Origin of the sequence: Streptomyces sp. NPDC060031 (genome assembly GCF_042736805.1) — a bacterium.
Taxonomy (GTDB): Bacteria; Actinomycetota; Actinomycetes; order Streptomycetales; family Streptomycetaceae; genus Streptomyces.
In genome coordinates this window covers 25,408-46,291 of the sequence record NZ_JBHWVM010000009.1, presented here as the reverse complement: position 1 = coordinate 46,291, position 20,884 = coordinate 25,408, and the positions used below count along the sequence as shown (strand labels likewise).

The window sequence follows — 20,884 nt, the reverse complement described above, 5'->3', positions numbered from 1 at the left end:
GCCGCCGGGTCAGAAAGCCGGGCGTTCCGGGTCGAGGGTGGCGCGGCCCTCCGCCGGGGAGGAGGCGGCCGCGAAGCGCCGTTGCGGGATGCGGCCCGCGCGGTGCGCCAGCCGCCCCGCCGAGACGGCGTCCCGCATGGCCGCCGCCATCAGCGCGGGGACCTGGGCCCGGGTGACGGCCGAGGCCAGCATGACGCCCGCACACCCCAGCTCCATCGCGAGGGCGGCGTCCGACGCCGTCCCGGCCCCGGCGTCCAGGATCACCGGAACACCGGCCCGCTCCACGATCAGCTCGAAGTTGTGCGGATTGCGGATCCCCATTCCCGAGCCGATGGGGGACCCGAGCGGCATGATCGCCGCGCAGCCCACGTCCTCCAGCTTGCGTGCGAGGACCGGGTCGTCGTTCGTGTACGGCAGCACCGTGAAGCCCTCGTCGACCAGGACCTCCGCCGCGTCCAGCAGCTCGACCCCGTCCGGCAGGAGCGTCCGCTCGTCCGCGACGACTTCCAGTTTGACCCAGTCCGTACCCAGCGCCTCCCGCGCCAGCCGAGCCGTCAGCACGGCCTCGCCCGCCGTGAAGCAGCCCGCGGTGTTCGGCAGGACCGCGATGTCCAGCTTCGCGAGGACGGAGAGGACGGATCCCTGGACCGTGGGGTCCAGGCGGCGCATGGCCACCGTCGTCAGCTCCGTACCGGACGCGATCAGCGCCCGCTCCAGCACGTCCAGGCTCGGGGCCCCGCCCGTACCCATGATCAGGCGGGAGGAGAAGGTGCGGCCGCCCAGCAGGAAAGCGTCGTCAGCCATGCCGCTCAACCCCCCTGGACCGCGGTGAGGATCTCGACCCGGTCGCCGTCGCCCACCGGCGTGGCGGGCCACTGCCCGCGCGGCACCACGGTCTCGTTGAGCGCGGCCGCGACCCCGGCCGGGGCGGTGGTCAGCGCGGCGACCACCGTGTCGAGGGTGGTCCCGGCGGCGACCTCGCGCGCCTCGCCGTTGACCGAGACGGAGACGGAGACGGTCATGCGCAGGACTCCTGAGGCGTGAGGGCGAAACGGCGCGGGGTGAAGGGGCGTGCGATCTCCGGGAGTTCGCCGGTGGTCAGCAGCTCCGCCATGACGTCCCCGGTGAGCGGGGTCAGCAGCACCCCGTTGCGGTAGTGCCCGGTGGCCAGGTGCAGGCCCGGCAGTTCGGTCGGGCCGAGCAGCGGCGCGTTGTCGGGCGAGCCCGGCCGCAGCCCCGCCCGGGTTTCGGTGAGCGGGAGTTCGGTGATGCCGGGCACCAGCTCGTGGGCGTCGCGCAGGAGCTCGTAGACCCCGCCGGCGGTGACGGTGGTGTCCCAGCCGAGCTCCTCGCTGGTGGCGCCGATGACCAGCTCGCCGTTCTCGCGCGGGACCAGGTAGACGTGGCTGCCCCGCACGACGGCCCGTACGGTCCGCGACAGGAACGGCGCGCAGGCGGCCGGCACGGTCAGGCGCAGCACCTGGCCCTTGACCGGCCGTACGGGAGCCACCACCTGCGGCGGTACGCCCGCCAGCCGGCCGCTGAGCGACCCCGCGGCCAGCACCACCTGGTCGGCGAGCAGCTCCGTACCGTCGTCCAGCCGCGCCCCCCGGGCCCGGTCGGCGGTGACGAGCAGCCGCTCCGCGGCCGCCCGGTGGATGCTCACGCCGGCCCGCTCACAGGCGGCCAGCAGCGCCGCCGCCAGCCGGCGGGGGTCCACCTGGTGGTCCCCGTCCACGCGCAGTCCGCCGCGGACACCGGGGGCCAGCATCGGCTCCAGGCGGCGGCACTCGCGCCCGGTCAGCCACTGTGACTCCAGGCCGCAGCGACGCTGCAGGGCGTGCAGCTCGCGCAGGTGGAGGCGGTCGTCCGCGTCGAGCGCCACGGCGAGGGTGCCGCAGGCCCGGTAGCCGATGTCCAGCCCGCCGCTCGCGTCGGCGAGCTCGGCGGCGAACTGCGGATAGCGGGCGGCCGAGGCGAGGTTCAGCCCGAGCAGGGTCTCCTCGCCGTAGTGGAGCTCGGTCACGGCGGCGAGCATGCCCGCCGCGACCTGGGCGGCGCCGCCGCCGGGCGCCGGATCGGCGAGCGCGGTGCGCAGACCCGCACGGGCCGCCCGCCAGGCCGTGACCAGGCCGATGATCCCGCCCCCGATGACGAGGACGTCGTATCCCGCTCCCGGACTTCTACGAGATGAGTGCATGGGCGTCCAGCCCCTCCCTTCGCCGGCATGACCCGGATCAGGTTCGTACGGTCGGAGGCCGGCCAGCCTCCCTCTCAGCCCGGTGCGCCCGGACTCCCGCGATAGGTACGGTGGCCAGACTAACCCCGCCGCCGACGGCCGGGTAAGCCTGCCTCCGCGTCTCACCCGACACCCCCTAATGTGGGCGGCGTGAGCGACCAGACGGAAGAGACTGACAGCGGCGTCGTCATAGTGGGCGCCGGAATGGCGGGGGTGCAGACGGCGGTTGCCCTGCGCGAACAGGGCTTCACCGGACCCGTCACCCTGCTGGGCGCCGAGCCCCACCAGCCCTACGACCGCCCCCCGCTCTCCAAGGCGGTGCTGCTCGGCAAGGCCGAGGACTCGGCGTTCGACATCGACTTCGAGGCGCTCGGCATCGAGCTGCGGCTGGGGACGACGGTCACCGGGCTGCGGGCCGCCGAGCGCCTGCTCGACACCGAGGCGGGCCCCGTCCCGTACGGGGTGCTCGTGCTGGCGACGGGCGCCGAACCGGTGACCCTGCCCGGCTCGGAGGGCGTCCCCGGGGTGCACCTGCTGCGCACCCTGGACGACGCGGCGCGGCTGGGGCCCGTACTGGCCTCGGCGCCGGCGATCGTCGTCGTCGGGGCGGGCTGGATCGGCGCCGAGTTCGCCACGGCCGCGTGCGAGGCGGGCTGCGCCGTGACCGTGGTGGAGGCGGCCGACCGGGTCCTCGCGGGAGCGCTGCCGGCCGAGGTCGCGGCCCCGATGGCGCACTGGTACGCGCAGGCCGGGGCCGAACTGGTCACCGGCGCGAAGGTGGCCTCGGTGGAGTCCGGCCGGGTGCTGCTCGCGGACGGCCGGGAGCTGGCGGCCGGCGCGGTGGTCGTGGGCATCGGCGCCCGGCCGGCGACGGCCTGGCTGGCGGGGACGGGGATCGAGCGGGGCGCGGACGGCTCGGTGACGGCGGACGCCCACCTCGGGACCTCCCTGCCCGGGGTGTACGCGGTCGGCGACTGCGCGTCCTTCCCGTCGGGGCGGTACGGGGCCCGGCTGCTCGTGCACCACTGGGACAACGCGCTGCAGGGCCCCCGGGTCGTCGCGGCGAACATCCTGGCCGGGGAGCCCGTACGGGTCTACGACCCGGTGCCGTACTTCTGGTCGGAGCAGTTCGGGCGGTTCGTGCAGTACGCCGGCCACCACGGCGGGGCCGACGCGATGCTGTGGCGCGGCGATCCGGCGGAGCCGACCTGGTCGGTGTGCTGGGTACGGGACGGCGCGCTGGTGGCGGTGCTGGCGGTGGGCCGCCCGCGCGACCTGGCCCAGGGCCGCAAGCTGATCGGATCGGCGACCCCGGTCGACCCGGCCAAGGTCGCCGACCCCGCCGTCCCCCTCAAGGCGGCGACCGCGTAGTCACCCGGAAGGAGCCGCGAGGGGGGGCCGCGAGAGGGCCGGGACAGAGCCGGGGGAACCCGGACGGGGCGGCTCGGGTACCGGGGGCGAGTCCGAGATGGCAGGCTTGTGCCCGTGACCGAGATTGACGCAAAGATCGACGCCCTTGTCCCCGCCTGGCTCTACCTCCCCGACATCGCGGAGATGCTCGACATCGAAGTGACCCGGGTCCGCCAGATGGTCAAGGAAGGTCAGCTGCTCGCCGTGCGCCGCGGCGAGAACCGCTCCCTGCAGGTACCCGCTCCCTTCATCGACGGCGACAAGGTCGTCAAGGGCCTGGTCGGCCTGCTGACCGTGCTCCGCGACGACGGCTTCTCCGACGCGGAGATCCTGGAGTGGATGTTCACCGCGGACCCGACCCTGCCCGGCACCCCCGCCCAGGCGCTGAGCGAGAATCGCGGCACGGAGGTGAAGCGCCGCGCTCAGGCGCTCGCCCTCTGAGCGCTCCGAGCGCTCCGAGCTGAGACACGATCCAACCGCGGTGTACGGGCGGGGCGGCCGCGCCGTCCCCCCGTACACCGCGCACTGCTTGCACCGCTTACCACCCGGGGGTACCCATGTCCGCGAACGCCCAGCTGTCCGACGCCCGGCTCTATCTGTGCACGGACGCCCGCAAGCGGCAGGGCGACCTCCCCGAGTTCCTCGACGCGGTCCTCGCCGGCGGCGTGGACATCGTCCAGCTCCGGGACAAGGGCATGGAGGCCGGCGAGGAGCTGGAGCACCTCCAGGTCTTCGCGGACGCGGCCCGCCGGCACGGCAGGCTGCTCGCGGTCAACGACCGCGCCGACGTCGCGCACGCCATCGACTCCGACGTACTGCACCTCGGCCAGGGCGACATCCCCGTCCCCGCCGCCCGCGCCGTCCTCGGCCCGGGCGTGCTGATCGGCCGGTCCTGCCACGCGGAGTCCGAGGTCGATGCCGCCGTCGCCGAGCCGGGGGTGGACTACTTCTGCACCGGCCCCTGCTGGCCGACCCCCACCAAGCCCGGACGGCACGCCCCCGGCCTCGGCCTCGTCCGGTACGCCGCCTCGCTGGCGCAGGACCGGCCCTGGTTCGCCATCGGCGGGATCGACGGTACGAATCTGGACGAGGTCCTCGACGCCGGCGCCACCCGTGTCGTCGTCGTCCGCGCCCTCACCGAGGCCTCAGACCCGGGCGCGGCCGCGGCCGACCTCGCCAAGCGGGTCCGCGCCCGCGCAAGCGGCTGAGTGTCCAAAAACGTGTCCAAGGGATGGACCGGGCTTCGGTGTCCGCCGGGCCGCGTCTAACCTGCCCGTATGGCCCTTGGTACCTCCTCCACCTGGTCGGATCGCGCACACACGGTCCGCGACCTCCTCGCGTCCGGGCGCTCCTACTCCTTCGAGTTCTGGGCCCCGAAGACGGAGAAGGGCGAGCGCAACCTCTGGAACGCGCTGCGCCGGGTCGAGGCGGTATCCCCGAGCTTCGTCTCCGTCACGTACGGAGCCGGCGGCTCCACCCGCGGCGGCACCGTCCGGGCGACCGAGCAGATCGCCTCCGACACCACCCTGACCCCGGTCGCGCACCTCACCGCCGTGGACCACTCGGTCGCCGAGCTGCGCAATGTGATCGGCCAGTTCGCCGACGCCGGCATCCGGAACATGCTCGTCGTGCGCGGAGACCCGCCGGGCGACCCGATGGGCGCGTGGGTGGCGCACCCCGAGGGTGTCCACTACGCCGCCGACCTGGTCCGTCTGGTCAAGGAGTCGGGTGACTTCTGCGTCGGCGTCGCGGCCTTCCCCGAGATGCACCCGCGCTCCGACGACTGGGACACGGACATCCGGCACTTCGTGGACAAGTGCCGTGCGGGCGCCGACTATGCGATCACCCAGATGTTCTTCGATCCGCAGAATTATCTGCGGCTGCGCGACGGCGTCGAAAAGGCGGGCTGCGAAACCCCGATCATCCCCGAGGTCATGCCTGTTGTGGCGATCAAGCAGCTCGACCGGCTGCCGCAACTCAGTAACGCGGTCTTCCCCGCAGATGTGAAAGAACGCATGCTCGCCGTCAAGGACGATCCGGCCGCTGTACGCTCCATTGGCATCGAGTTCGCCACGGAGTTCTGCGCGCGGCTGCTGTCCGAGGGTGTCCCGGGACTGCACTTCATCACGCTGAACAATTCCACGGCGACTCTCGAGATCTACGAGAATCTGGGTCTGCACCAGCGGGCCTGATCGGCCGGCCCCCGTTTCCTGGGCGGTCAGCCGTACCGAGAGGGGCCATGCATGGGAATGACGGTCCTCTACACCGCGTTCGGGTTCGTCGCGTTGTGGCTGCTTGCCGAGGTCCTGATGCAGTACAAGGCCCGGCTGCGCTGGCGCCTGCTCGCCTTCGCCGGCTTCCTCGGCGTGGTCGCGGGCGTGGTGCTGCCGTCCGTGCTCGTCATCGCGGCCGGCGCGGCCGCGTTCGCCGTGGGCCAGATCCTGGTGACGCTCTCCTTCCGCAAGGGCTTCGAGGCCGGCTGGGCGCTGCGCCGCGGCGGTGTGCCCGTAGTGCAGCCGCCGACCCGGCGCCGCCGGGCGGCGGGCGGTCCGCGCCCCCAGCCCGCGCTGCGGGTCACCGCGCTCGAGTACGGGCCCGAGGACACGGACCAGGACGGATCCGCGGCCGAGCAGCAGGCCTCCGACGTCTCGGACGCCCCGAACCCCTCGGACGCCCCGTCCGCCGGGGCCGGGGAGTTCTACAGCCCGCAGCCACTGCCCGAGGACACCGGGTCGTACGGGATCCAGAGCTTCGCGCCCGCCGCCGACACGGCGGCCTTCGCCTCGCCGTTCACCACGGCCGAGCAGGACTCCCACCAGTACGCCGCGTACTACGACCCCCAGGGGCAGGGCGGCTCCGGCGGGTACGACTACGACTCCGGCTACCAGACGGGCGGCGAACAGCAGGTCTACGCCGCCTACTCGGACCCGTACATCGGCACCGGCGGCGGCGTCGCCCCGCAGCAGCCGTACGACTACGCCCCCTACGCCGAGTACACCCCCGACCCGTACGCGGCCGCGCAGCAACAGCAGTACTCCATGGACACCCCGCCCGGCGGGGTCTGGGTCCCGCAGCAGCGGTCCACCGACGAGTACGGCCGGCCCTACCCCGAGCAGGAGCCTGGCCGGCAGCCGCAGCAGGGGTACCCGTACACCGGCGAGTACGAGCAGTACCGCTACTGAGAGCCGCGGAACTCCGCGCCCTCCACGATCAGCCCGGACACCAGGGCCCCCGTCATCCCGGCGTGCGCCAGCCCGCCGCCGGGGTGCGCCCAGCCGCCCGCGAGGTACAGCCCGGGCAGGGCCGTGGAGTTGGAGGGGTAGAGGCCGCGGCCGTCGGCCCCCGCGAGGGCCGGCGGGGGGACCGCACCGCCGAGCGCGCCCGTGGCCGCCTCGACGTCGGCGGGGGTGCGCACCTCGTGCCACAGCAGCCGCTCCCGCAGCCCCGGTACGGCCCGCTCGGCGAGGTCCAGCAGCTCCCCGGCCCCGGGGCCGCCGGCCACCCGCCCGGGGGCGCAGACGGCGCTCACGGTGACCGCCTCGTGGTCCGCGTCGGGCCTGGTCGCCGGGTCGTCGGGGCGCAGTACGGTGACCAGCGGCCCGGGGGAGTGCACCAGCGTCCGGTGTACGGCGTCCGCGGGGCGGGCGCCGCGCAGGGCGAGGAACAGGGTGACCCGGCTCGCCGTGTCGGCCCCGCGGGCCGGGACGCCGCCGGGCGCCGACTCCACCCCCAGCTGCCTGGGGTCCACGCCGCAGACCACGAAGTCGGCCTCCGCCTCGGTGCCGTCGGCCAGCCGCAGCCCGGCCGCCCGGCCGCCGCGCGCGAGGACCTCCCGTACGTCCCCGTCCGCGCCGAAGACGAAGGCGACCTTCCGCTCCAGGCACCGCTCGTACACGGCGGTGGCCAGCGCCCGCAGCCCGCCGCGCACGTACCAGCTGCCGAAGGTCTGCTCCATGTACGGGAGCACGGCCGCCGCGGCCGGCGCGGTCGCCGGATCGACCCCGTACGCGCGGACGCGGCCGGTCAGCAGCTCTCCGAGGCCGTCACCGCCCAGCTCGCGCCCGGCCACCTCGGCCAGCGTGGGCGGCCGCCTGCGCAGCAGACCGCTCCTGCGCACCGCGGGGTACGGGTCGCGGCCCAGAACCTGCCAGTCGGGCCGCAGCGGCTCCTCCAGCAGGGGGCGGCGGGTGGCGTCCCAGGCGTCCCGGGCGCGGCCCAGCACCCCGCTCCACCGCTCCCCGGCGCCGGGTCCGAAGGCCTGGTCGAGGACGGCGGCGGCGGCGCCGCGCGAGGCGTTGGGGAGGGTGACCTCGCGGCCGTCGGCGAGGACGTGCCGGACGGCCGGGTCCACCTGGACCAGCTCGGCGCAGTCCTCCAGGGGCCGCTTGCCGGTCTTGACGAACAGGTCGCGGTAGACGGCGGGCAGGTGCAGCAGTCCGGGACCGGTGTCGAAGGCGAAGCCGTCGCGCTCGAAGCGGCCGACCGCGCCCCCGTACGTCGTCCCGCGCTCGTACACCGTCACCCGGTGCCCCGCCACGGCCAGCCGGGCCGCCGTCGCCATCGCGCCCATGCCGGCGCCGATCACCGCAATTCGTGCCATGCGGCTGAGCCTATCGAGAGCTGACGGGCAGCTCAGCGGGGCGGTGCCCCGGCGGCGTCGGCGGCCGCCCGCGCCTCGGAGGACAGCCGTTTCTCCTCGCGGCGCTGGGCACGCCGGCGCAGGAAGCGGCGGATCCTGCTCCACAGGTAGATCAGCAGCGCCAGGCCGATGGCCAGCAGCACGGCAGCGATGATCGCGGCGGCCTGCGGGTTGAATATCGCGAAGGTGACGATCCCGGCCACCCCGAGGTCCTCGGCGGTGCTCATCGCGATGTTGGTGAAGGGCTCGGGCGAGGTGTTGATCGCCATCCGGGTGCCGGCCTTGACGAAATGGCTGGCCAGGGCGGTGGAGCCGCCGACGGCGCCGGCGGCGATGTCGGAGAGCGAGCCGCTCTGCCCGGCCAGCAGTGCGCCGATCACCGCGCCGGCCACCGGGCGGATCACGGTGTGGACGCCGTCCCAGAGCGAGTCCACGTACGGGATCTTGTCGGCCACCGCCTCGCAGAGGAACAGCACGCCCGCGACGATCAGCACGTCGGTGCGTTGCAGGGATGCCGGGACCTCGTCGGTCACACCGGTCGCGCCGAAGATGCCGAGCAGCAGGACCACGGCATAGGCGTTGATCCCGCTGGCCCAGCCGCTGGTGAAGACCAGGGGGAGCACACTCACCGGCTCATCATGACGGAAAAGTGAGGGGATGACCGCCATCCGGCGGTCATCCCCTCACCTGTGTATCCGAGCGGGGTCTACTGCCCCTGTTCGTCGCGGCGGCGCTGCCACCGCTCCTCGATGCGGGTCATCATCGACCGACGCTGCCGGTTCTGGCCGTGGGCCGAACCGCCTGCACTGCCGGAGGCGGGCTGCTCACCGGGCTTGGGTGCCTTGCGCCAACCGGTGACCACGAGAACGGTGCAGCCCAGCATGACGAGGAAACCCACCACGCTGATCCAGAGCACGTTCGGCACGATCACACCGGTCATGAGGAGCGCGATACCCACCACAATGCCCGCGACTGCCTGGTAGACCCGTCGCCGGGTGTACGTACGCAGTCCGCTTCCCTCAAGCGCTGTCGCGAACTTGGGATCTTCGGCGTACAGCGCTCGCTCCATCTGCTCGAGCATGCGCTGCTCGTGCTCCGAGAGCGGCACGGGAGTCCTCCTCATCCGTCGGTCGCGGGGGTAGCGACCAGGGGTCCCCTTCAGGATAGGCGGGGAATCGCCCCCGTGATACCCGCCCTCTACGCCACTTTCATCAATCGCTGCGCGAAACCGTACCGCCGTGCGAGCGGTCGCTGGGGCGTTATTCCCCAATGATCCGTCCGGCATGCCGGTCACTGCTCCCGATCATACGGGGCCGGGCGGCGGTTCGGAGGGGGAGTGGCCCACCCCGTGCCGGGAAGCTCCGCAGATCAGGCGGGCTTCTCGCCCAGGACGTGCAGCTGAGTGGCGACCGCGTGGAAAGCGGGCAGCTCGGCGGCGGCCTCCTCCAGGCGGAGCAGGGCCTCGACCGCGCCCGGCTCGGTGTCCACCAGGCCCCCGGGGACCAGGTCGGCGAAGATCCGCACGCCGTGCACCGCGCCGACCGCCAGGCCCGCTCCGCCGACCAGCTCGCCGAGCTGTTCGGCGGTGAAGCGGCGGGGCACCGGGTCGCCGGAGCCCCAGCGGCCCGCCGGGTCGGTGAGCGCCGTACGGGCCTCGACGAAGTGCCCGGCCAGCGCGCGCGCCAGCACGGCCCCGCCGAGCCCGGCGCCCAGCAGGCTGAGGATGCCGCCGGGGCGCAGGGCTGCCACCGCGTTGGCCACGCCCTCGGCCGGTTCGTCCACGTACTCCAGCACGCCGTGGCAGAGCACCACGTCGTACGACTCGCGCTCGACGACATCGAGCAGGCCCTGGGCATCGCCCTGTACGCCGCGCACCAGGTCGGCCACACCGGCCTCGGAGACCCGGCGCTCCAGCCCGAACAGCGCGTTCGGGCTGGGGTCGACCACGGTGACCCGGTGGCCCAGGCGGGCCACCGGCACGGCGAAGTTGCCGGTGCCGCCGCCGGTGTCGAGCACGTCCAGCACATCCCGCCCGGTCGCCTTCACCCGGCGGTCGAGCGCCTCCTTGAGGACCTCCCACACCACGGCGGTGCGAAGGGAGGCACGGGGGCGGGAAGTGTCCGACACGACTGTTGGCTCCTCGGCGCGGTACGGGAAAGCGGTCTTCGCCCCACCCTATTGCCTCGGGCCGCCGGGCAGCTCATCCCGCGTCCGGGTGCTCCGGGCGCGACTGTGGCGGGACCTGCGGCAGGGTCTGCGGCAGACCCTGAGCGGCGGGCGGGTGGAGTTCCAGCATCCGCTCCACCAGGCGCAGGAACATCGAAACGGCCCGCACCAGATCGTCCGCGTCCCGCGCGGTCGCCGCATCCGCTATGCCCGCCTCGGCCCGGGCCCGGCGGGCCGCGCCGGAGGCGAAGAGCGCGCTCCACTCGGCCAGTTCGGGCGCTATCTCCGGGAGCACCTCCCACGCGCTGCGGATCCGGGGCCGCCGCCGCGGGCTCACCGGCTCGGGGCGCCCGCGCGCGGCGAGTACGGCCGCGGCGGTGCGCAGGGCGGCGAGATGGGCGGTGGCGTACTGCTCGTTGGGCCGGGTCAGCCGGGCGGCTTCGGCCAGGCCGCTGCGGGCCTTGGCGAGCAGGTCGAGGGCGGCCGGAGGGGCCGCCGACTTCCGCGGGACGGGGTGGACAGGGGACGGGGACGGTGTGGCCATGACGAACCTCCTGTCGATGCGCGCGAGGCGCTCCTGCGTGGTGCGGTGGCGGTGCGGTGTCCGTGCGGCCCGGCGCTGTGCCGGTCCGTGCATTCATCGTGACGGGACCCACTGACAATCGCGCTGACCTGCGCATTTGAGACAACTTCCCCCCTGCGCGCGCCGGATGTCTCTGAAGGTGCTAGTTTTTGAACTGACCGGTCAGTTCAAAAAGAAGGGGGATGGCGTGGACAGCCCGCACGGCGCGTCCGTCAAAGCCGCGGACTTCGGACTCAAGGGCCCGCGCGGCTGGGTCTTCCGGGGCGTCGGGATCGACGCGGCGCCCGGCTCGATCATCGCGGTCGAAGGCCCCTCCGGCAGCGGCCGGACCTGCCTCCTCCTCGCCCTCACCGGGCGGATGAAGCCCACCGAGGGCCGCGCCGAGATCGGCCGCCACCCGCTGCCGAAGAAGATGGCCGCGGCACGTCGCATCAGCGCACTCGGTCCGGTCCCCGGGGTCAACGACCTCGACCAGGCCCTCACCGTCGCCGAGCAGCTGCGCGAGGGCGCGCTGCTCCAGCGCCGCTACGACGGCCCGTTCCGCGCCCTGCTGGGCCGGCGCACCGAGCGCCGCGCCGCCGGCGAGGCCCGGATCGACGCCGCGCTGGCCGCCGCCGGACTGGACCTGGCCACCCTGCCCAAGGGCCCGCGCACCTCCGTACGGGACCTGGAGCGCCTGGAATCCGTACGGCTGTCGGTGGCCATCGCCCTGCTGGGGTCGCCCCGGCTGCTGGCCGTCGACGACCTCGATCTCAAGCTGTCGGACGCCGAGCGCGCCGAGGCCTGGGCCCTGCTCCGCTCCATCGCCGCCGCCGGGACCACCGTCCTCGCGGTGTGCAGCGAGGCCCCCGAGGACGTGACGGTCCTGCGGACGGCTCCCGCGGACGCCGAAGCCGAAGCCGAAGCGGGAGCGGGAGCGGGAGCGGAAGCCGCAGCGGACGCGGACGCGGGCGAGAAGAACGAAGCCGACGACACCACCACTGACGAAGACACGAAGGGGGCGGACGATGCGCTCGCCGAAGCTGGCCGCGCTTGAGCTGAAGCGGTTCGGGCGGGGGAAGCTGCCCCGGGCCGCTCTCGTCGCGCTGCTCCTGCTGCCGCTGCTCTACGGAGCGCTGTACCTGTGGTCCTTCTGGGACCCGTACAGCCGCCTCGACAAGGTCCCCGTCGCCCTCGTCAACTCCGACCAGGGCGCCACCGTGGACGGCAAGAAGATCGACGCCGGCGATGAGATCACCCGCAAGCTCCACGCCAGCAAGACCTTCGACTGGCGCGAGGTGAGCGCCGAGGAGGCGGCGAAGGGGCTGGAGGACGGCACGTACTACCTGTCCCTCACCATGCCCGCCGACTTCAGCGCGAAGATCGCCTCCAGCTCCGGCGCGGACCCCGCCACCGGAGCCCTCCAGGTCCGCACCAACGACGCGAACAACTACATCGTCGGCTCGATCTCGCGCACCGTCTTCTCCGAGGTCCGCTCGGCGGCGTCCACCAACGCCTCCCGCGGCTTCCTCGACAAGATCTTCGTCTCCTTCTCCGACCTGCACGACAAGACCGCCGAGGCCGCCGACGGCGCCGACAAGCTCAAGGACGGCGCCGGCGAGGCCCAGCAGGGCGCCGAGGCCCTCGCCGACGGCCTCGACACGGCCGAGGAGAAGAACGGCGAGCTCACCGGCGGGCTCAAGAAGCTCAACTCGGCCGCCGGACAGCTGGAGAGCGGGACGAGGGGCGTCGCCAACGGCACCCAGATCGTCGCCGACGTGGTCAACCGCGCCGCCGCCAAGGCCAAGCCCCTCGTCGACAACCCCAGGCAAATCGCCGACAGCGCCGAGCTGGTCGCCGACACCGCCAAGGTCGTCAACAACCACCTCGACACCTTCGCCAAGAAGGCCCCGGCCGCCGCCCGGGTCAGCAAGCAGGCCGCGGCCCTGGCCGCCGACGTCCACACCCGCACCTGCGTCACCCCCGCCACCAAGCCGCTGCCCGCGACCTGCCCCGACCTGAAGAAGATCAAGGACGCCACCGCCGAGGCCGCCGAGCTCTCCGGTGACGTCGAGGCCCTGGTCAAGGACTCCGGCGGCGACCTGGCCAGGCTCAAGGAGCAGCTCACCGAACTGGAGAAGGACGCCCGCAAGCTCGCCGCCATGGCACCCGGCCTCTCCGGCGACCTCGAATCGGCCGTCACCCAGGCCAACGCCCTCAACACCGGTGCCCACAAGGTCGCCACCGGCATGGTCCAGCTGCACGCCGGGATCGGCTCCGCCTCCTCCGGCTCCGCCGCCCTCGGCGACGGCGTCGGCAAGCTCGGCGACGGCGCGCACCGCCTCGACGGCGGCATGTACAAGCTCGTCGACGGCAACCGCGACCTCGCCGACGGCCTGCACGACGGCGTCGGCAAGATCCCCGACTACGACCAGCAGCAGCGCGAGGCCCGCACCCAGGTCATGGCCGACCCGGTCCAGCTCGCCAACCAGTCCCTGCACAAGGCGCCCAACTACGGCACCGGCTTCGCCCCGTACTTCATCCCGCTCTCCCTGTGGGTCGGCGCGATGGTCGCCTACATGCTGATCGCCCCGCTGAACCGGCGGGCCCTGGCCGCGGGCGCCTCGCCCTGGCGGATCGCCTTCGCCGGCTGGCTTCCCGTGGCGGGCCTCGGCATCCTCCAGGTGGGCGCGCTGATGTCCGTACTGCACTGGGGCCTCGGCCTGGAGATGGCCCGCCCGGCCCTCACCATCGGCTTCCTGATGCTGGTCACCGGCTGCTTCGCGGCCATCGTCCAGTGGCTCAACGCCAAGTTCGGCGCGGCCGGGCGGATCCTGGTCCTGGCCGTCCTGATGCTCCAGCTGACCTCGGCGGGCGGCACGTACCCCGTAGAGACCAGCCCCGGCTTCTTCAACGCCATCCACCCGTACCTGCCGATGTCGTACATCGTGGAGAGCCTGCGCCGCCTCATCACCGGCGGCGACCTCACCCCGGTCTGGCAGGGCTGCGCCGTCCTGACGGCCTTCACGGTGGGCGCCCTGGCGCTCACCGCGCTCGCCGCCCGCGGCAAGCAGGTGTGGACGATGGACCGGCTGCACCCGGAACTGAGCCTGTAAGGACCTGTTGACCTGTGAGAATCAGCGCCATGGAAAGCAGCAGCACCGGTACGGCGGCCGCCGCGAGCAGCGGCAGCGGCGGCGGCCGCCGGCAGGCCACCAGGCAGAAGCTCTACGAAGCGGCCGTCACCCTCATCGCGGAGAAGGGCTTCTCCGCGACGACGGTCGAGGAGATCGCCGAGCGGGCGGGCGTCGCCAAGGGCACCGTCTACTACAACTTCGCCAGCAAGAACGACCTCTTCGAGGAACTGCTGCGGCACGGCGTCGGCCTGCTCACGGCGTCCCTGCGGACGGCCGAACAGGAGACGCAGGCACGCGGCGGCAGCCGCGTCGAGGCGCTGGACGCGATGATCCGGGCCGGCCTCGTCTTCATCGACCGCTACCCGGCCTTCACCCAGTTGTACGTCGCCGAGCTGTGGCGGACCAACCGGACCTGGCAGTCCACGCTGATGGTGGTACGCCGGGAGGCGGTGGCCGTCGTGGAGACGGTGCTGCGGGAGGGCGTCGAGCGCGGTGAGCTGAGCGCGGAGATCGACGTGCCGCTGACCGCGGCCGCGCTGGTGGGGATGGTGCTCGTGGCCGCCCTCGACTGGCAGTCGTTCCAGAGCGAGCGGTCCCTGGACGACGTGCACTCGGCGTTGTCGCTGCTGCTGCGGGGGCGGGTCAGCGGGACACGCTGACGCCGTACCCCGATCGGCGGTGCCGTGCGGCTGCGCAGCGGCGTAGAACTGGCTGAGTATCCGTACCCAGGCGCGAAATGAGTACGCGCGCGGATGGCCCCCACCTGCGCGGACGCCAGACTGGGGGCAACGGACAGGGACCCGGCCCGCACCGCCGACACGGGGCTGCGGAGCGGGCCGGTGATCTCTGCCGGGTGGGGGTGGAACGACGATGCGGCGGGGCTCGGGGGGATCGAGCCTCGCCGCATCGCCGTCCCCGCCGCTGTCCGGCTCCCCGCCGGGGCTCCGCCCCAGACCCCGCGCCTCACACGCCGGCGAGGCGGGATTTCGGCTGCCGTCGCCTGCGTTCTTCAGCCTCGCCGGCGTGTGAGCCGCGCCGGGCTCAGCCGCGGCCGCGCAGGGGCAGGCGCAGGCGTACGGCCGCCAGGCGGGCCGAGGCCGCCGAGGTCAGCGCCGACCAGCGGGCCGCGGCCGACCACTGCAGCCGGGCCGCCGAGCGGGGGAGCAGCAGGGCGCGCAGCCGGGCACCGCGGGAGACGCCCGCCAGCAGGCCCGCCCGGACCACCAGCACGTCCGAGGACAGCCCCGCGTACGAGCCCGCGCCGGCGCCCGGCGGCGCGTACAGCACCCGCTCCACCGCTCCCGCGATCCGCGCGGCGGCCTCCGCCGCCTCGGGCTCCAGCCGCCCCAGCTCCACCATCCGCGCCGCCGCGCCGCGCGGGGACCGGGCCTCGTCGGGGGTGATCCCGACGTCCCAGGCCGCGTCGCCCAGCTCCCGCCAGGCCGCCAGCACCTCGCGCGACCCCAGCCGCCGGGCGCGCACCCGGCCCCGCCACAGCAGCGGCAGGAAGGGCAGGACGAGCGCGGCCAGGCCGACCGCCGTCCAGGTGAGCACGGCCCGCAGCGACGGGCCGCCGCCCGAACCGGTGTCCTGCCGCAGCGCCGGCCCCCCGCACTCGCCCAGCTTCTTCATGTCCGGCGGGCAGTCGTCCGCCTTCGACGGAGCCGCCGACGGCTCGGAAGCGCTCTTCGACGGCGCCGCCGTCGGAGCCGTCGGCTGGGTCTGCGGGGCCTCGGGCCGGCTGTAGTCCGGCACGGTGATGCCCGAGCGCGGCGTCGGCTCGAACCGGGTCCAGCCCACGCCCTCGAAGTACAGCTCGGGCCACGCGTGGGCATCGCGCATCGAGACGTTCACACTGCCGTCGGACTGCTTCGCCCCGGGCGTGAAGCCGACCGCCACCCGCGCCGGGATTCCGAGCGAGCGGGACATGGAGGCCATCGAGAACGCGAAGTGGATGCAGAAGCCCTCCTTGTCCGCCAGGAAGCGGGCGATGGCCTGCGAACCGGTCCCCGAGGACACCTTGGTGTCGTAGCGGAATCCGCCGTTCACCGCGAAGTAGTCCTGGAGCTTCACCGCACGCGTGTAGTCGTCCTTCGCACCCTGCGTGACCCGGCGGGCCGTCTCGGCGACCACCGGCGGCAGGTTGTCCGGCAGCCGCGTGTACTCCGACTCGATCAACGGGTTCGGTTTCGGCGCCGTCTGCAGCTGCTCGGCCGTCGGCCGCAGCAGCAGGCTCCGTACGGTGTACTGCGCCCCCTGGACGTTCTGGAACTTGTCCTTGGCCAGCTGGTCGCCGACCAGCGTGCGCCCGGCCGGCTCGAACCGCCACTTCCCGCCGATGTCCACGCCCGTCGCCGGGTACGGCATCGGCAGGTAGCGCTGCGCGTACGTCTCGGAGGACGAGACGCTCGTCCGCACCTCGACCGCGTCGGCGCGCACCTCGTCGCCGAGCCCCGGCGGGTTCGGCATCCTGGCCGGCACCTCGGTCAGGGCGCGCCCGGACGCCTCCCACTTGACGCCGTTGAACTCGTCGAGCGCCAGGATCCGCAGGTACTGCTCGCCGAGCTGCGGGCTGTCCGTGCGGTACTTCAGCACCACCCGGTTGTCCTGCGCGTTCAGGCTGCTCTGGAGCGAGACCAGCGGGTTGACCGCCTGGATCTGCCCGCCGCCCGGGCCGCTTCCGCCCTCGCCCTCGCCCGCCCCGCCCAGCAGCCCGCTGCCGAGCGCCGGCAGCACCGCGGGGACGGCCAGTGCCAGACCCAGGGCCACCGCGCCGAGCCGCCGGCCGGTGCGTACGGGGGAGACGGCCTGGCCGCCGCCCGGTCCGCCGCCGTATGCCGAGGCGGCGGACACCCGCTCGCTCGGGGCCGCGCCGAACACCCGGCCCCACTGGGCCAGCCGGTCGCGGCCCTCGGCCAGCAGCAGCAACAGGTAGCCGCTGCCCGCCAGCAGGAACGTGAACCAGGAGGACTCGCCGCCGCCCGACAGCCCCGCGGCCACCGAGTACAGCGCGAGCAGCGGCAGCCCGGCCGCCGCGGCGCTGCGAGCCGTGACCGCCAGCACGTCCACCAGCAGCCCGATCAGCAGCACCCCGGACATCAGCAGCAGCCGGATGCCGTCGGTGAGCGGCGCGGGGATCGCGAACTCGCCCACGTCCTGGACGCCCTGGCGGAACAGCGCTCCGAAGTCCGTCACCAGGTAGGCCAGCGGCCCGTTCCCGGTGGACTCGCCCTTCCCCGCGAACACGAACGCGAGCAGCAGCAGCGACACGAGCGCCTGCGAGGTCACGGTCAGCGAGCGGGCCAGCGGCACCCGCCGCGCCCCGGCGCCCACCGCGCTCTGCACGCACAGCAGCAGCGCCGCCTGCGGCATCCAGCTCGCCGTGTCCACCAGCCCGACCAGCGACCACGAGGTGAGCAGCGTCGCCAGTGCCGCGAACAGCGTCAGTCTCGCCCGCCCGCTCATCCCCAACCCCCCGCAGTGCCGGTGCCGAGCGGGGCGTTCCCGGCCTGTTGCCACAGCTCCCCGTAGGCCACCCCGGGCGGGACGGCCAGTGCCGTCCAGCCCGCGTCGCGCAGCCGGCTCACCGGCTCCGCGCCGTTCGGGCCGGCCGCGCCGACCGGGGGCCGGCCGGACCAGGCCGCGGAGTCCAGCACGAAGGCCACCGCGGCCGCGCTGCGCTGGCGCAGCCTGGCCGCCAGCTCGGCCTGCGCCTCGTCCAGGTCCCCGAGGAAGGCGACGAGGAGTCCGTCACCGCCCGCTCCGCCGAAACCGCCGCCGCCCGGGCCGCCGCCGCGCACCGCGTCGTACGCCCGCGAGAGCCCGGCGCCGTCGGAGTGCCCGACCACCGCGAGGGTGTCCATCAGCAGCCCGGCCGCCTCGGCGGACTCCTGGCCGCCGGAGGAGAAGCCGCCGCCCTCGCCGGGCACGCAGTCCCCGGTGTCGGTCAGCAGCCGTACGGAGAACCCCTGCTCGAGCAGGTGCACCAGGGTGGAGGCGGCCGCCGACACGGCCCACTCGAAGGCCGAGTCGGGCCCGGCGCCCTCGTAGGCGAGGCGGCGGGTGTCCAGCAGGACGGTGGCCCTGCTGCGCTGCGGCTGCTCCTCGCGGCGCACCATCAGCTCGCCGTAGCGGGCCGTGGAGCGCCAGTGCACGCGGCGCAGGTCGTCCCCGCGCCGGTAGCCGCGCGGGATCACGTCGTCGTCGCCGGCCAGGGCCAGCGAGCGCCGGCTGCCGTCGCCGTAGCCGGAGGACTCGCCGGTCAGCCGGACCGGCGCCAGCACCTCGGTGCGCGGGATGACGGTGAGGACGTCGTACGTGCTGAAGGAACGGGTCAGCTCGACCAGCCCGAAGGGGTCGGTGAGGCGCAGCTGGAGCGGGCCCAGCGGGTAGCGGCCGCGCAGGTCGGAGCGGACCCGGTAGGACACCTCGCGCCGGCCGCCGGGCTCGACCCGGTCCAGGACGAAGCGGGGCCGGGGCCCGAGGACGTACGGCACCCGGTCCTGGAGCATGAGCAGCCCGGTGGGCATGCGGGAGACGTTGTCCATGCGCAGCTGTACGCGGGCCTCGGCGCCGGCGGCCACCCGCATCGGGGTCAGCCGACGGCTGCCGGTGACCCGGTGCCGGGTGCGGTGCAGGGCGTAGACGCAGATCAGGGGCAGGGCGGCGAGCAGCAGCCCGACCCGGAGCAGTTCGCCCTGGCCGAGCATGTACGCGCACACGGCGGCGGCGATCCCGGCGGCGAGGAAGGACCGGCCGCGGGTGGTCAGCCCGGACAGCGAGGCCCGCAGCCCGCCGAACCCGCCACCGCCCTGGCCGCCGGCGCCGTGCGGGGCACCGGCGCTCATCAGAAGCCCCGGACGCCCGCGCCGGGCGGGATCTCGCCGCGCGCGTGCGCGGCGGGGACGGGGGTGCGCTGCAGGATGTCGGCGACGACCTGCTCGGCGGTGCGCCGGCCCAGCTGGGCCTGCGCGGTGGGCAGCAGGCGGTGTGCGAGGACGGGGGCGGCCAGCGCCTGGACGTCGTCGGGCAGGACGTAGTCCCGGCCGGCCAGGGCGGCGGAGGCCTTCACGGCGCGCAGCAGGTGCAGGGTGGCGCGGGGGGAGGCGCCCAGGCGCAGGTCCGGGTGGCTGCGGGTGGCGGAGACCAGGTCGACGACGTAGCGCCGGACGGGCTCGGCGACGTACACCTCGCGCACGGCCTCGATGAGCTTGACGATGTCGTGGGCGTGCGCGACGGCCGTGAGGTCGTCGAGCGGGGAGGTCCCGCCGTGCACGTCGAGCATCTGGAGCTCGGCTTCGGGGCTGGGGTAGCCGACGGATACGCGGGCCATGAAGCGGTCGCGCTGGGCCTCCGGGAGGGGGTAGGTGCCCTCCATCTCCACCGGGTTCTGGGTGGCGACCACCATGAAGGGGCTGGGGAGGGTGTACGTGGTGCCGTCTATGGTGACCTGGCGCTCCTCCATCGACTCCAGCAGGGCGGACTGGGTCTTGGGGGAGGCGCGGTTGATCTCGTCGCCGATGACGATCTGCGCGAAGATCGCGCCCGGCTTGAACTCGAACTCGCGGCGCTGCTGGTCGTAGATGCTGACGCCGGTGATGTCGGAGGGCAGCAGGTCCGGGGTGAACTGGATGCGCTGCACCGAGCAGTCGATGGACTTGGCGAGCGTCTTGGCCAGCATGGTCTTGCCGACGCCGGGCACGTCCTCGATGAGCAGGTGGCCCTCGGCGAGGAGCACGGTCAGCGCGAGGCGGACGACCTCGGGCTTGCCCTCGATCACGCTCTCGACCGAGTGGCGCACCCGCTCCGCCGTGGTGGTCAGATCCGCGAGGCTCGCTCGGTCGTCATACGTGGTCACCTGGTTCTCCTCGGCCCTTTCTCAGGGCCGACGCCCATGGCGCATCACCGGCCCACCCCAAATACGGACACCGGCCCGGAGGGTCTCCGGGCGACGTCTCCCCGCATTCTTGACGGCGTTACGGCCTTGTGTCACTCACGAGGTCGGATCGATCTCCCGGAGCAGTCCGGTGTGCACGTCGAAGACGAAGCCTCGCACATCGTCCTTGTGGGGCAGGAACGGGTTGGTCCGGACCCGCTGCATGGACTGGCGGACGTCCTGGTCCACGTCGCGGAAGGCCTCCACGGCCCAGGCGGGGCGCTGGCCGACCTCGTCCTCCAGCTCGTGCCGGAAGTCCTCGGTCAGGCTTTCGAGACCGCAGCCGGTGTGGTGGATGAGTATCACCGTGCGGGTGCCGAGGGCGCGCTGGCTGATGGTGAGGGAGCGGATGGTGTCGTCGGTGACCACACCGCCCGCGTTGCGGATGGTGTGGCAGTCGCCGAGCTCCAGGCCGAGGGCGGCGTGCAGGTCGAGGCGGGCGTCCATACAGGCGACGACGGCCACGTGGAGGACGGGGCGGGCGTCCATGCCCGGGTCGGTGAATTTCGCGGCGTACGCGAGATTCGCCTCGACCAGTCGGTCGGTGACGGATCGGACGCGCGTGGCCTCGGGCGCGGAGTCTGCGGGCACGTGTGCGGAAGTCGTCATGCATACGACGGTAGTGGTCACTGCTCGTGTAGGCAGCGAGTGAGGGTGGACAAAGAAGGGCAACAAATCATGTTGTGAGCTAACCCACAGGGGTGAGGCGGGGGCGGCCGTCCGGGTGATTCGCACCATTTGCCGGTTCGTCGGGAGAGGGGCGCACCGCGCGCGGGGCGGTTCGTTGACCGCGGCG

The 20,884-nt window shown here is 73.7% G+C and carries 20 protein-coding genes and 1 riboswitch; of the genes, 8 read left to right on the top strand and 12 right to left on the bottom strand.

All coding sequences use genetic code 11. The features are described 5' to 3' along the window. Positions 1–9: 9 nt before the first annotated feature. The 3 genes from ACFWB8_RS05850 to thiO all read right to left on the bottom strand — a co-directional run bounded on the left by ACFWB8_RS05850 (position 10) and on the right by thiO (position 2,200). Entirely contained in the window at positions 10–804 is a 795-nt protein-coding gene (locus ACFWB8_RS05850; RefSeq protein WP_385223052.1) for a thiazole synthase, read from the bottom strand. A 5-nt stretch (positions 805–809) separates the two neighbouring features. After that, positions 810–1,022 (bottom strand): sulfur carrier protein ThiS, encoded by a 213-nt coding sequence (thiS, locus tag ACFWB8_RS05845; RefSeq protein WP_385223049.1) that lies wholly within the window; start codon positions 1,020–1,022, stop codon positions 810–812. Continuing rightward, positions 1,019–2,200: a glycine oxidase ThiO gene (thiO, locus tag ACFWB8_RS05840; protein WP_385223045.1), complete on the bottom strand. Its 1,182-nt coding sequence runs from the start codon at positions 2,198–2,200 to the stop codon at positions 1,019–1,021. Before thiO ends, thiS begins: the two co-directional genes overlap by 4 nt. Further along, positions 2,198–2,310, bottom strand: a riboswitch (TPP riboswitch). (Overlaps the previous gene by 3 nt.) Positions 2,311–2,389: 79 nt before the next feature. On the opposite strand from thiO, the gene ACFWB8_RS05835 reads away from it, so the two are divergent. The 5 genes from ACFWB8_RS05835 to ACFWB8_RS05815 all read left to right on the top strand — a co-directional run bounded on the left by ACFWB8_RS05835 (position 2,390) and on the right by ACFWB8_RS05815 (position 6,831). Then, on the top strand, positions 2,390–3,610 hold the full coding sequence (locus ACFWB8_RS05835; RefSeq protein ID WP_385223042.1) for an NAD(P)/FAD-dependent oxidoreductase: 1,221 nt from the start codon (positions 2,390–2,392) through the stop codon (positions 3,608–3,610). Positions 3,611–3,724: 114 nt separating this feature from the next. Next, on the top strand, positions 3,725–4,090 hold the full coding sequence (locus ACFWB8_RS05830) for an Rv2175c family DNA-binding protein (protein WP_385223039.1): 366 nt from the start codon (positions 3,725–3,727) through the stop codon (positions 4,088–4,090). Positions 4,091–4,206: 116 nt separating this feature from the next. Then, positions 4,207–4,857, top strand: coding sequence for a thiamine phosphate synthase (gene thiE, locus ACFWB8_RS05825; protein WP_385223036.1), 651 nt, complete (start codon positions 4,207–4,209; stop codon positions 4,855–4,857). A 69-nt stretch (positions 4,858–4,926) separates the two neighbouring features. Beyond that, positions 4,927–5,841 (top strand): methylenetetrahydrofolate reductase [NAD(P)H], encoded by a 915-nt coding sequence (gene metF, locus ACFWB8_RS05820; RefSeq protein WP_385223033.1) that lies wholly within the window; start codon positions 4,927–4,929, stop codon positions 5,839–5,841. Between the two features lie 51 nt (positions 5,842–5,892). After that, complete coding sequence (locus ACFWB8_RS05815) at positions 5,893–6,831, top strand: hypothetical protein (RefSeq protein ID WP_385223030.1); 939 nt, start codon at positions 5,893–5,895, stop codon at positions 6,829–6,831. On the opposite strand, the gene ACFWB8_RS05810 is transcribed toward ACFWB8_RS05815, so the two are convergent. The 5 genes from ACFWB8_RS05810 to ACFWB8_RS05790 all read right to left on the bottom strand — a co-directional run bounded on the left by ACFWB8_RS05810 (position 6,825) and on the right by ACFWB8_RS05790 (position 10,998). Further along, positions 6,825–8,249 carry a phytoene desaturase family protein gene (locus tag ACFWB8_RS05810; RefSeq protein WP_385223027.1) on the bottom strand — a complete coding sequence of 475 codons (1,425 nt, stop codon included), beginning with the start codon at positions 8,247–8,249 and terminating at the stop codon, positions 6,825–6,827. The genes ACFWB8_RS05815 and ACFWB8_RS05810 overlap by 7 nt on opposite strands. Positions 8,250–8,281: 32 nt before the next feature. Beyond that, positions 8,282–8,917, bottom strand: coding sequence for a DUF4126 domain-containing protein (locus ACFWB8_RS05805; RefSeq protein ID WP_385223024.1), 636 nt, complete (start codon positions 8,915–8,917; stop codon positions 8,282–8,284). 77 nt (positions 8,918–8,994) lie between these two features. After that, positions 8,995–9,396, bottom strand: a complete 402-nt coding sequence (locus tag ACFWB8_RS05800) for a DUF3040 domain-containing protein (RefSeq protein WP_215015059.1) — start codon at positions 9,394–9,396, stop codon at positions 8,995–8,997. 260 nt (positions 9,397–9,656) lie between these two features. Continuing rightward, positions 9,657–10,415, bottom strand: a complete 759-nt coding sequence (locus ACFWB8_RS05795; RefSeq protein ID WP_385223021.1) for a class I SAM-dependent methyltransferase — start codon at positions 10,413–10,415, stop codon at positions 9,657–9,659. A 73-nt stretch (positions 10,416–10,488) separates the two neighbouring features. Then, positions 10,489–10,998 carry an SAV_6107 family HEPN domain-containing protein gene (locus ACFWB8_RS05790; protein WP_385223018.1) on the bottom strand — a complete coding sequence of 170 codons (510 nt, stop codon included), beginning with the start codon at positions 10,996–10,998 and terminating at the stop codon, positions 10,489–10,491. 226 nt (positions 10,999–11,224) lie between these two features. Between ACFWB8_RS05790 and ACFWB8_RS05785 the strand changes: the two genes are divergently transcribed. The 3 genes from ACFWB8_RS05785 to ACFWB8_RS05775 are packed head-to-tail and all read left to right on the top strand — an operon-like array spanning position 11,225 to position 14,812. Next, complete coding sequence (locus ACFWB8_RS05785) at positions 11,225–12,073, top strand: ATP-binding cassette domain-containing protein (RefSeq protein ID WP_385223015.1); 849 nt, start codon at positions 11,225–11,227, stop codon at positions 12,071–12,073. Beyond that, complete coding sequence (locus ACFWB8_RS05780) at positions 12,045–14,132, top strand: YhgE/Pip family protein (protein WP_385223012.1); 2,088 nt, start codon at positions 12,045–12,047, stop codon at positions 14,130–14,132. The genes ACFWB8_RS05785 and ACFWB8_RS05780 overlap by 29 nt, the downstream gene beginning before the upstream one ends. 29 nt (positions 14,133–14,161) lie before the next feature. Next, positions 14,162–14,812 (top strand): TetR/AcrR family transcriptional regulator, encoded by a 651-nt coding sequence (locus ACFWB8_RS05775; RefSeq protein WP_385223009.1) that lies wholly within the window; start codon positions 14,162–14,164, stop codon positions 14,810–14,812. A 382-nt stretch (positions 14,813–15,194) separates the two neighbouring features. Here ACFWB8_RS05775 and ACFWB8_RS05770 read toward each other — a convergent pair whose 3' ends face one another. From ACFWB8_RS05770 to ACFWB8_RS05755, 4 genes are all read right to left on the bottom strand, one after another. Continuing rightward, complete coding sequence (locus ACFWB8_RS05770; protein ID WP_385223005.1) at positions 15,195–17,618, bottom strand: transglutaminaseTgpA domain-containing protein; 2,424 nt, start codon at positions 17,616–17,618, stop codon at positions 15,195–15,197. Next, entirely contained in the window at positions 17,615–19,000 is a 1,386-nt protein-coding gene (locus tag ACFWB8_RS05765) for a DUF58 domain-containing protein (RefSeq protein ID WP_385223002.1), read from the bottom strand. The genes ACFWB8_RS05770 and ACFWB8_RS05765 overlap by 4 nt, the downstream gene beginning before the upstream one ends. Then, positions 19,000–20,010: an AAA family ATPase gene (locus tag ACFWB8_RS05760; protein WP_385222999.1), complete on the bottom strand. Its 1,011-nt coding sequence runs from the start codon at positions 20,008–20,010 to the stop codon at positions 19,000–19,002. Before ACFWB8_RS05760 ends, ACFWB8_RS05765 begins: the two co-directional genes overlap by 1 nt. Positions 20,011–20,145: 135 nt before the next feature. Further along, positions 20,146–20,697 carry a beta-class carbonic anhydrase gene (locus ACFWB8_RS05755; protein WP_385222996.1) on the bottom strand — a complete coding sequence of 184 codons (552 nt, stop codon included), beginning with the start codon at positions 20,695–20,697 and terminating at the stop codon, positions 20,146–20,148. Positions 20,698–20,884: the final 187 nt, after the last annotated feature.

Coding starts and splice junctions, on each gene's coding strand:
- ACFWB8_RS05780 (WP_385223012.1), top strand. CDS start 12,045: ATGCGCTCGCCGAAGCTGGCCGCGCTTGAGCTGAAGCGGTTCGGGCGG.
- ACFWB8_RS05810 (WP_385223027.1), bottom strand. CDS start 8,249: ATGGCACGAATTGCGGTGATCGGCGCCGGCATGGGCGCGATGGCGACG.
- ACFWB8_RS05790 (WP_385223018.1), bottom strand. CDS start 10,998: ATGGCCACACCGTCCCCGTCCCCTGTCCACCCCGTCCCGCGGAAGTCG.
- ACFWB8_RS05770 (WP_385223005.1), bottom strand. CDS start 17,618: ATGAGCGGGCGGGCGAGACTGACGCTGTTCGCGGCACTGGCGACGCTG.
- thiO (WP_385223045.1), bottom strand. CDS start 2,200: ATGCACTCATCTCGTAGAAGTCCGGGAGCGGGATACGACGTCCTCGTC.
- thiS (WP_385223049.1), bottom strand. CDS start 1,022: ATGACCGTCTCCGTCTCCGTCTCGGTCAACGGCGAGGCGCGCGAGGTC.
- ACFWB8_RS05815 (WP_385223030.1), top strand. CDS start 5,893: ATGGGAATGACGGTCCTCTACACCGCGTTCGGGTTCGTCGCGTTGTGG.
- ACFWB8_RS05775 (WP_385223009.1), top strand. CDS start 14,162: ATGGAAAGCAGCAGCACCGGTACGGCGGCCGCCGCGAGCAGCGGCAGC.
- ACFWB8_RS05755 (WP_385222996.1), bottom strand. CDS start 20,697: ATGACGACTTCCGCACACGTGCCCGCAGACTCCGCGCCCGAGGCCACG.
- ACFWB8_RS05850 (WP_385223052.1), bottom strand. CDS start 804: ATGGCTGACGACGCTTTCCTGCTGGGCGGCCGCACCTTCTCCTCCCGC.
- ACFWB8_RS05765 (WP_385223002.1), bottom strand. CDS start 19,000: ATGAGCGCCGGTGCCCCGCACGGCGCCGGCGGCCAGGGCGGTGGCGGG.
- thiE (WP_385223036.1), top strand. CDS start 4,207: ATGTCCGCGAACGCCCAGCTGTCCGACGCCCGGCTCTATCTGTGCACG.
- metF (WP_385223033.1), top strand. CDS start 4,927: ATGGCCCTTGGTACCTCCTCCACCTGGTCGGATCGCGCACACACGGTC.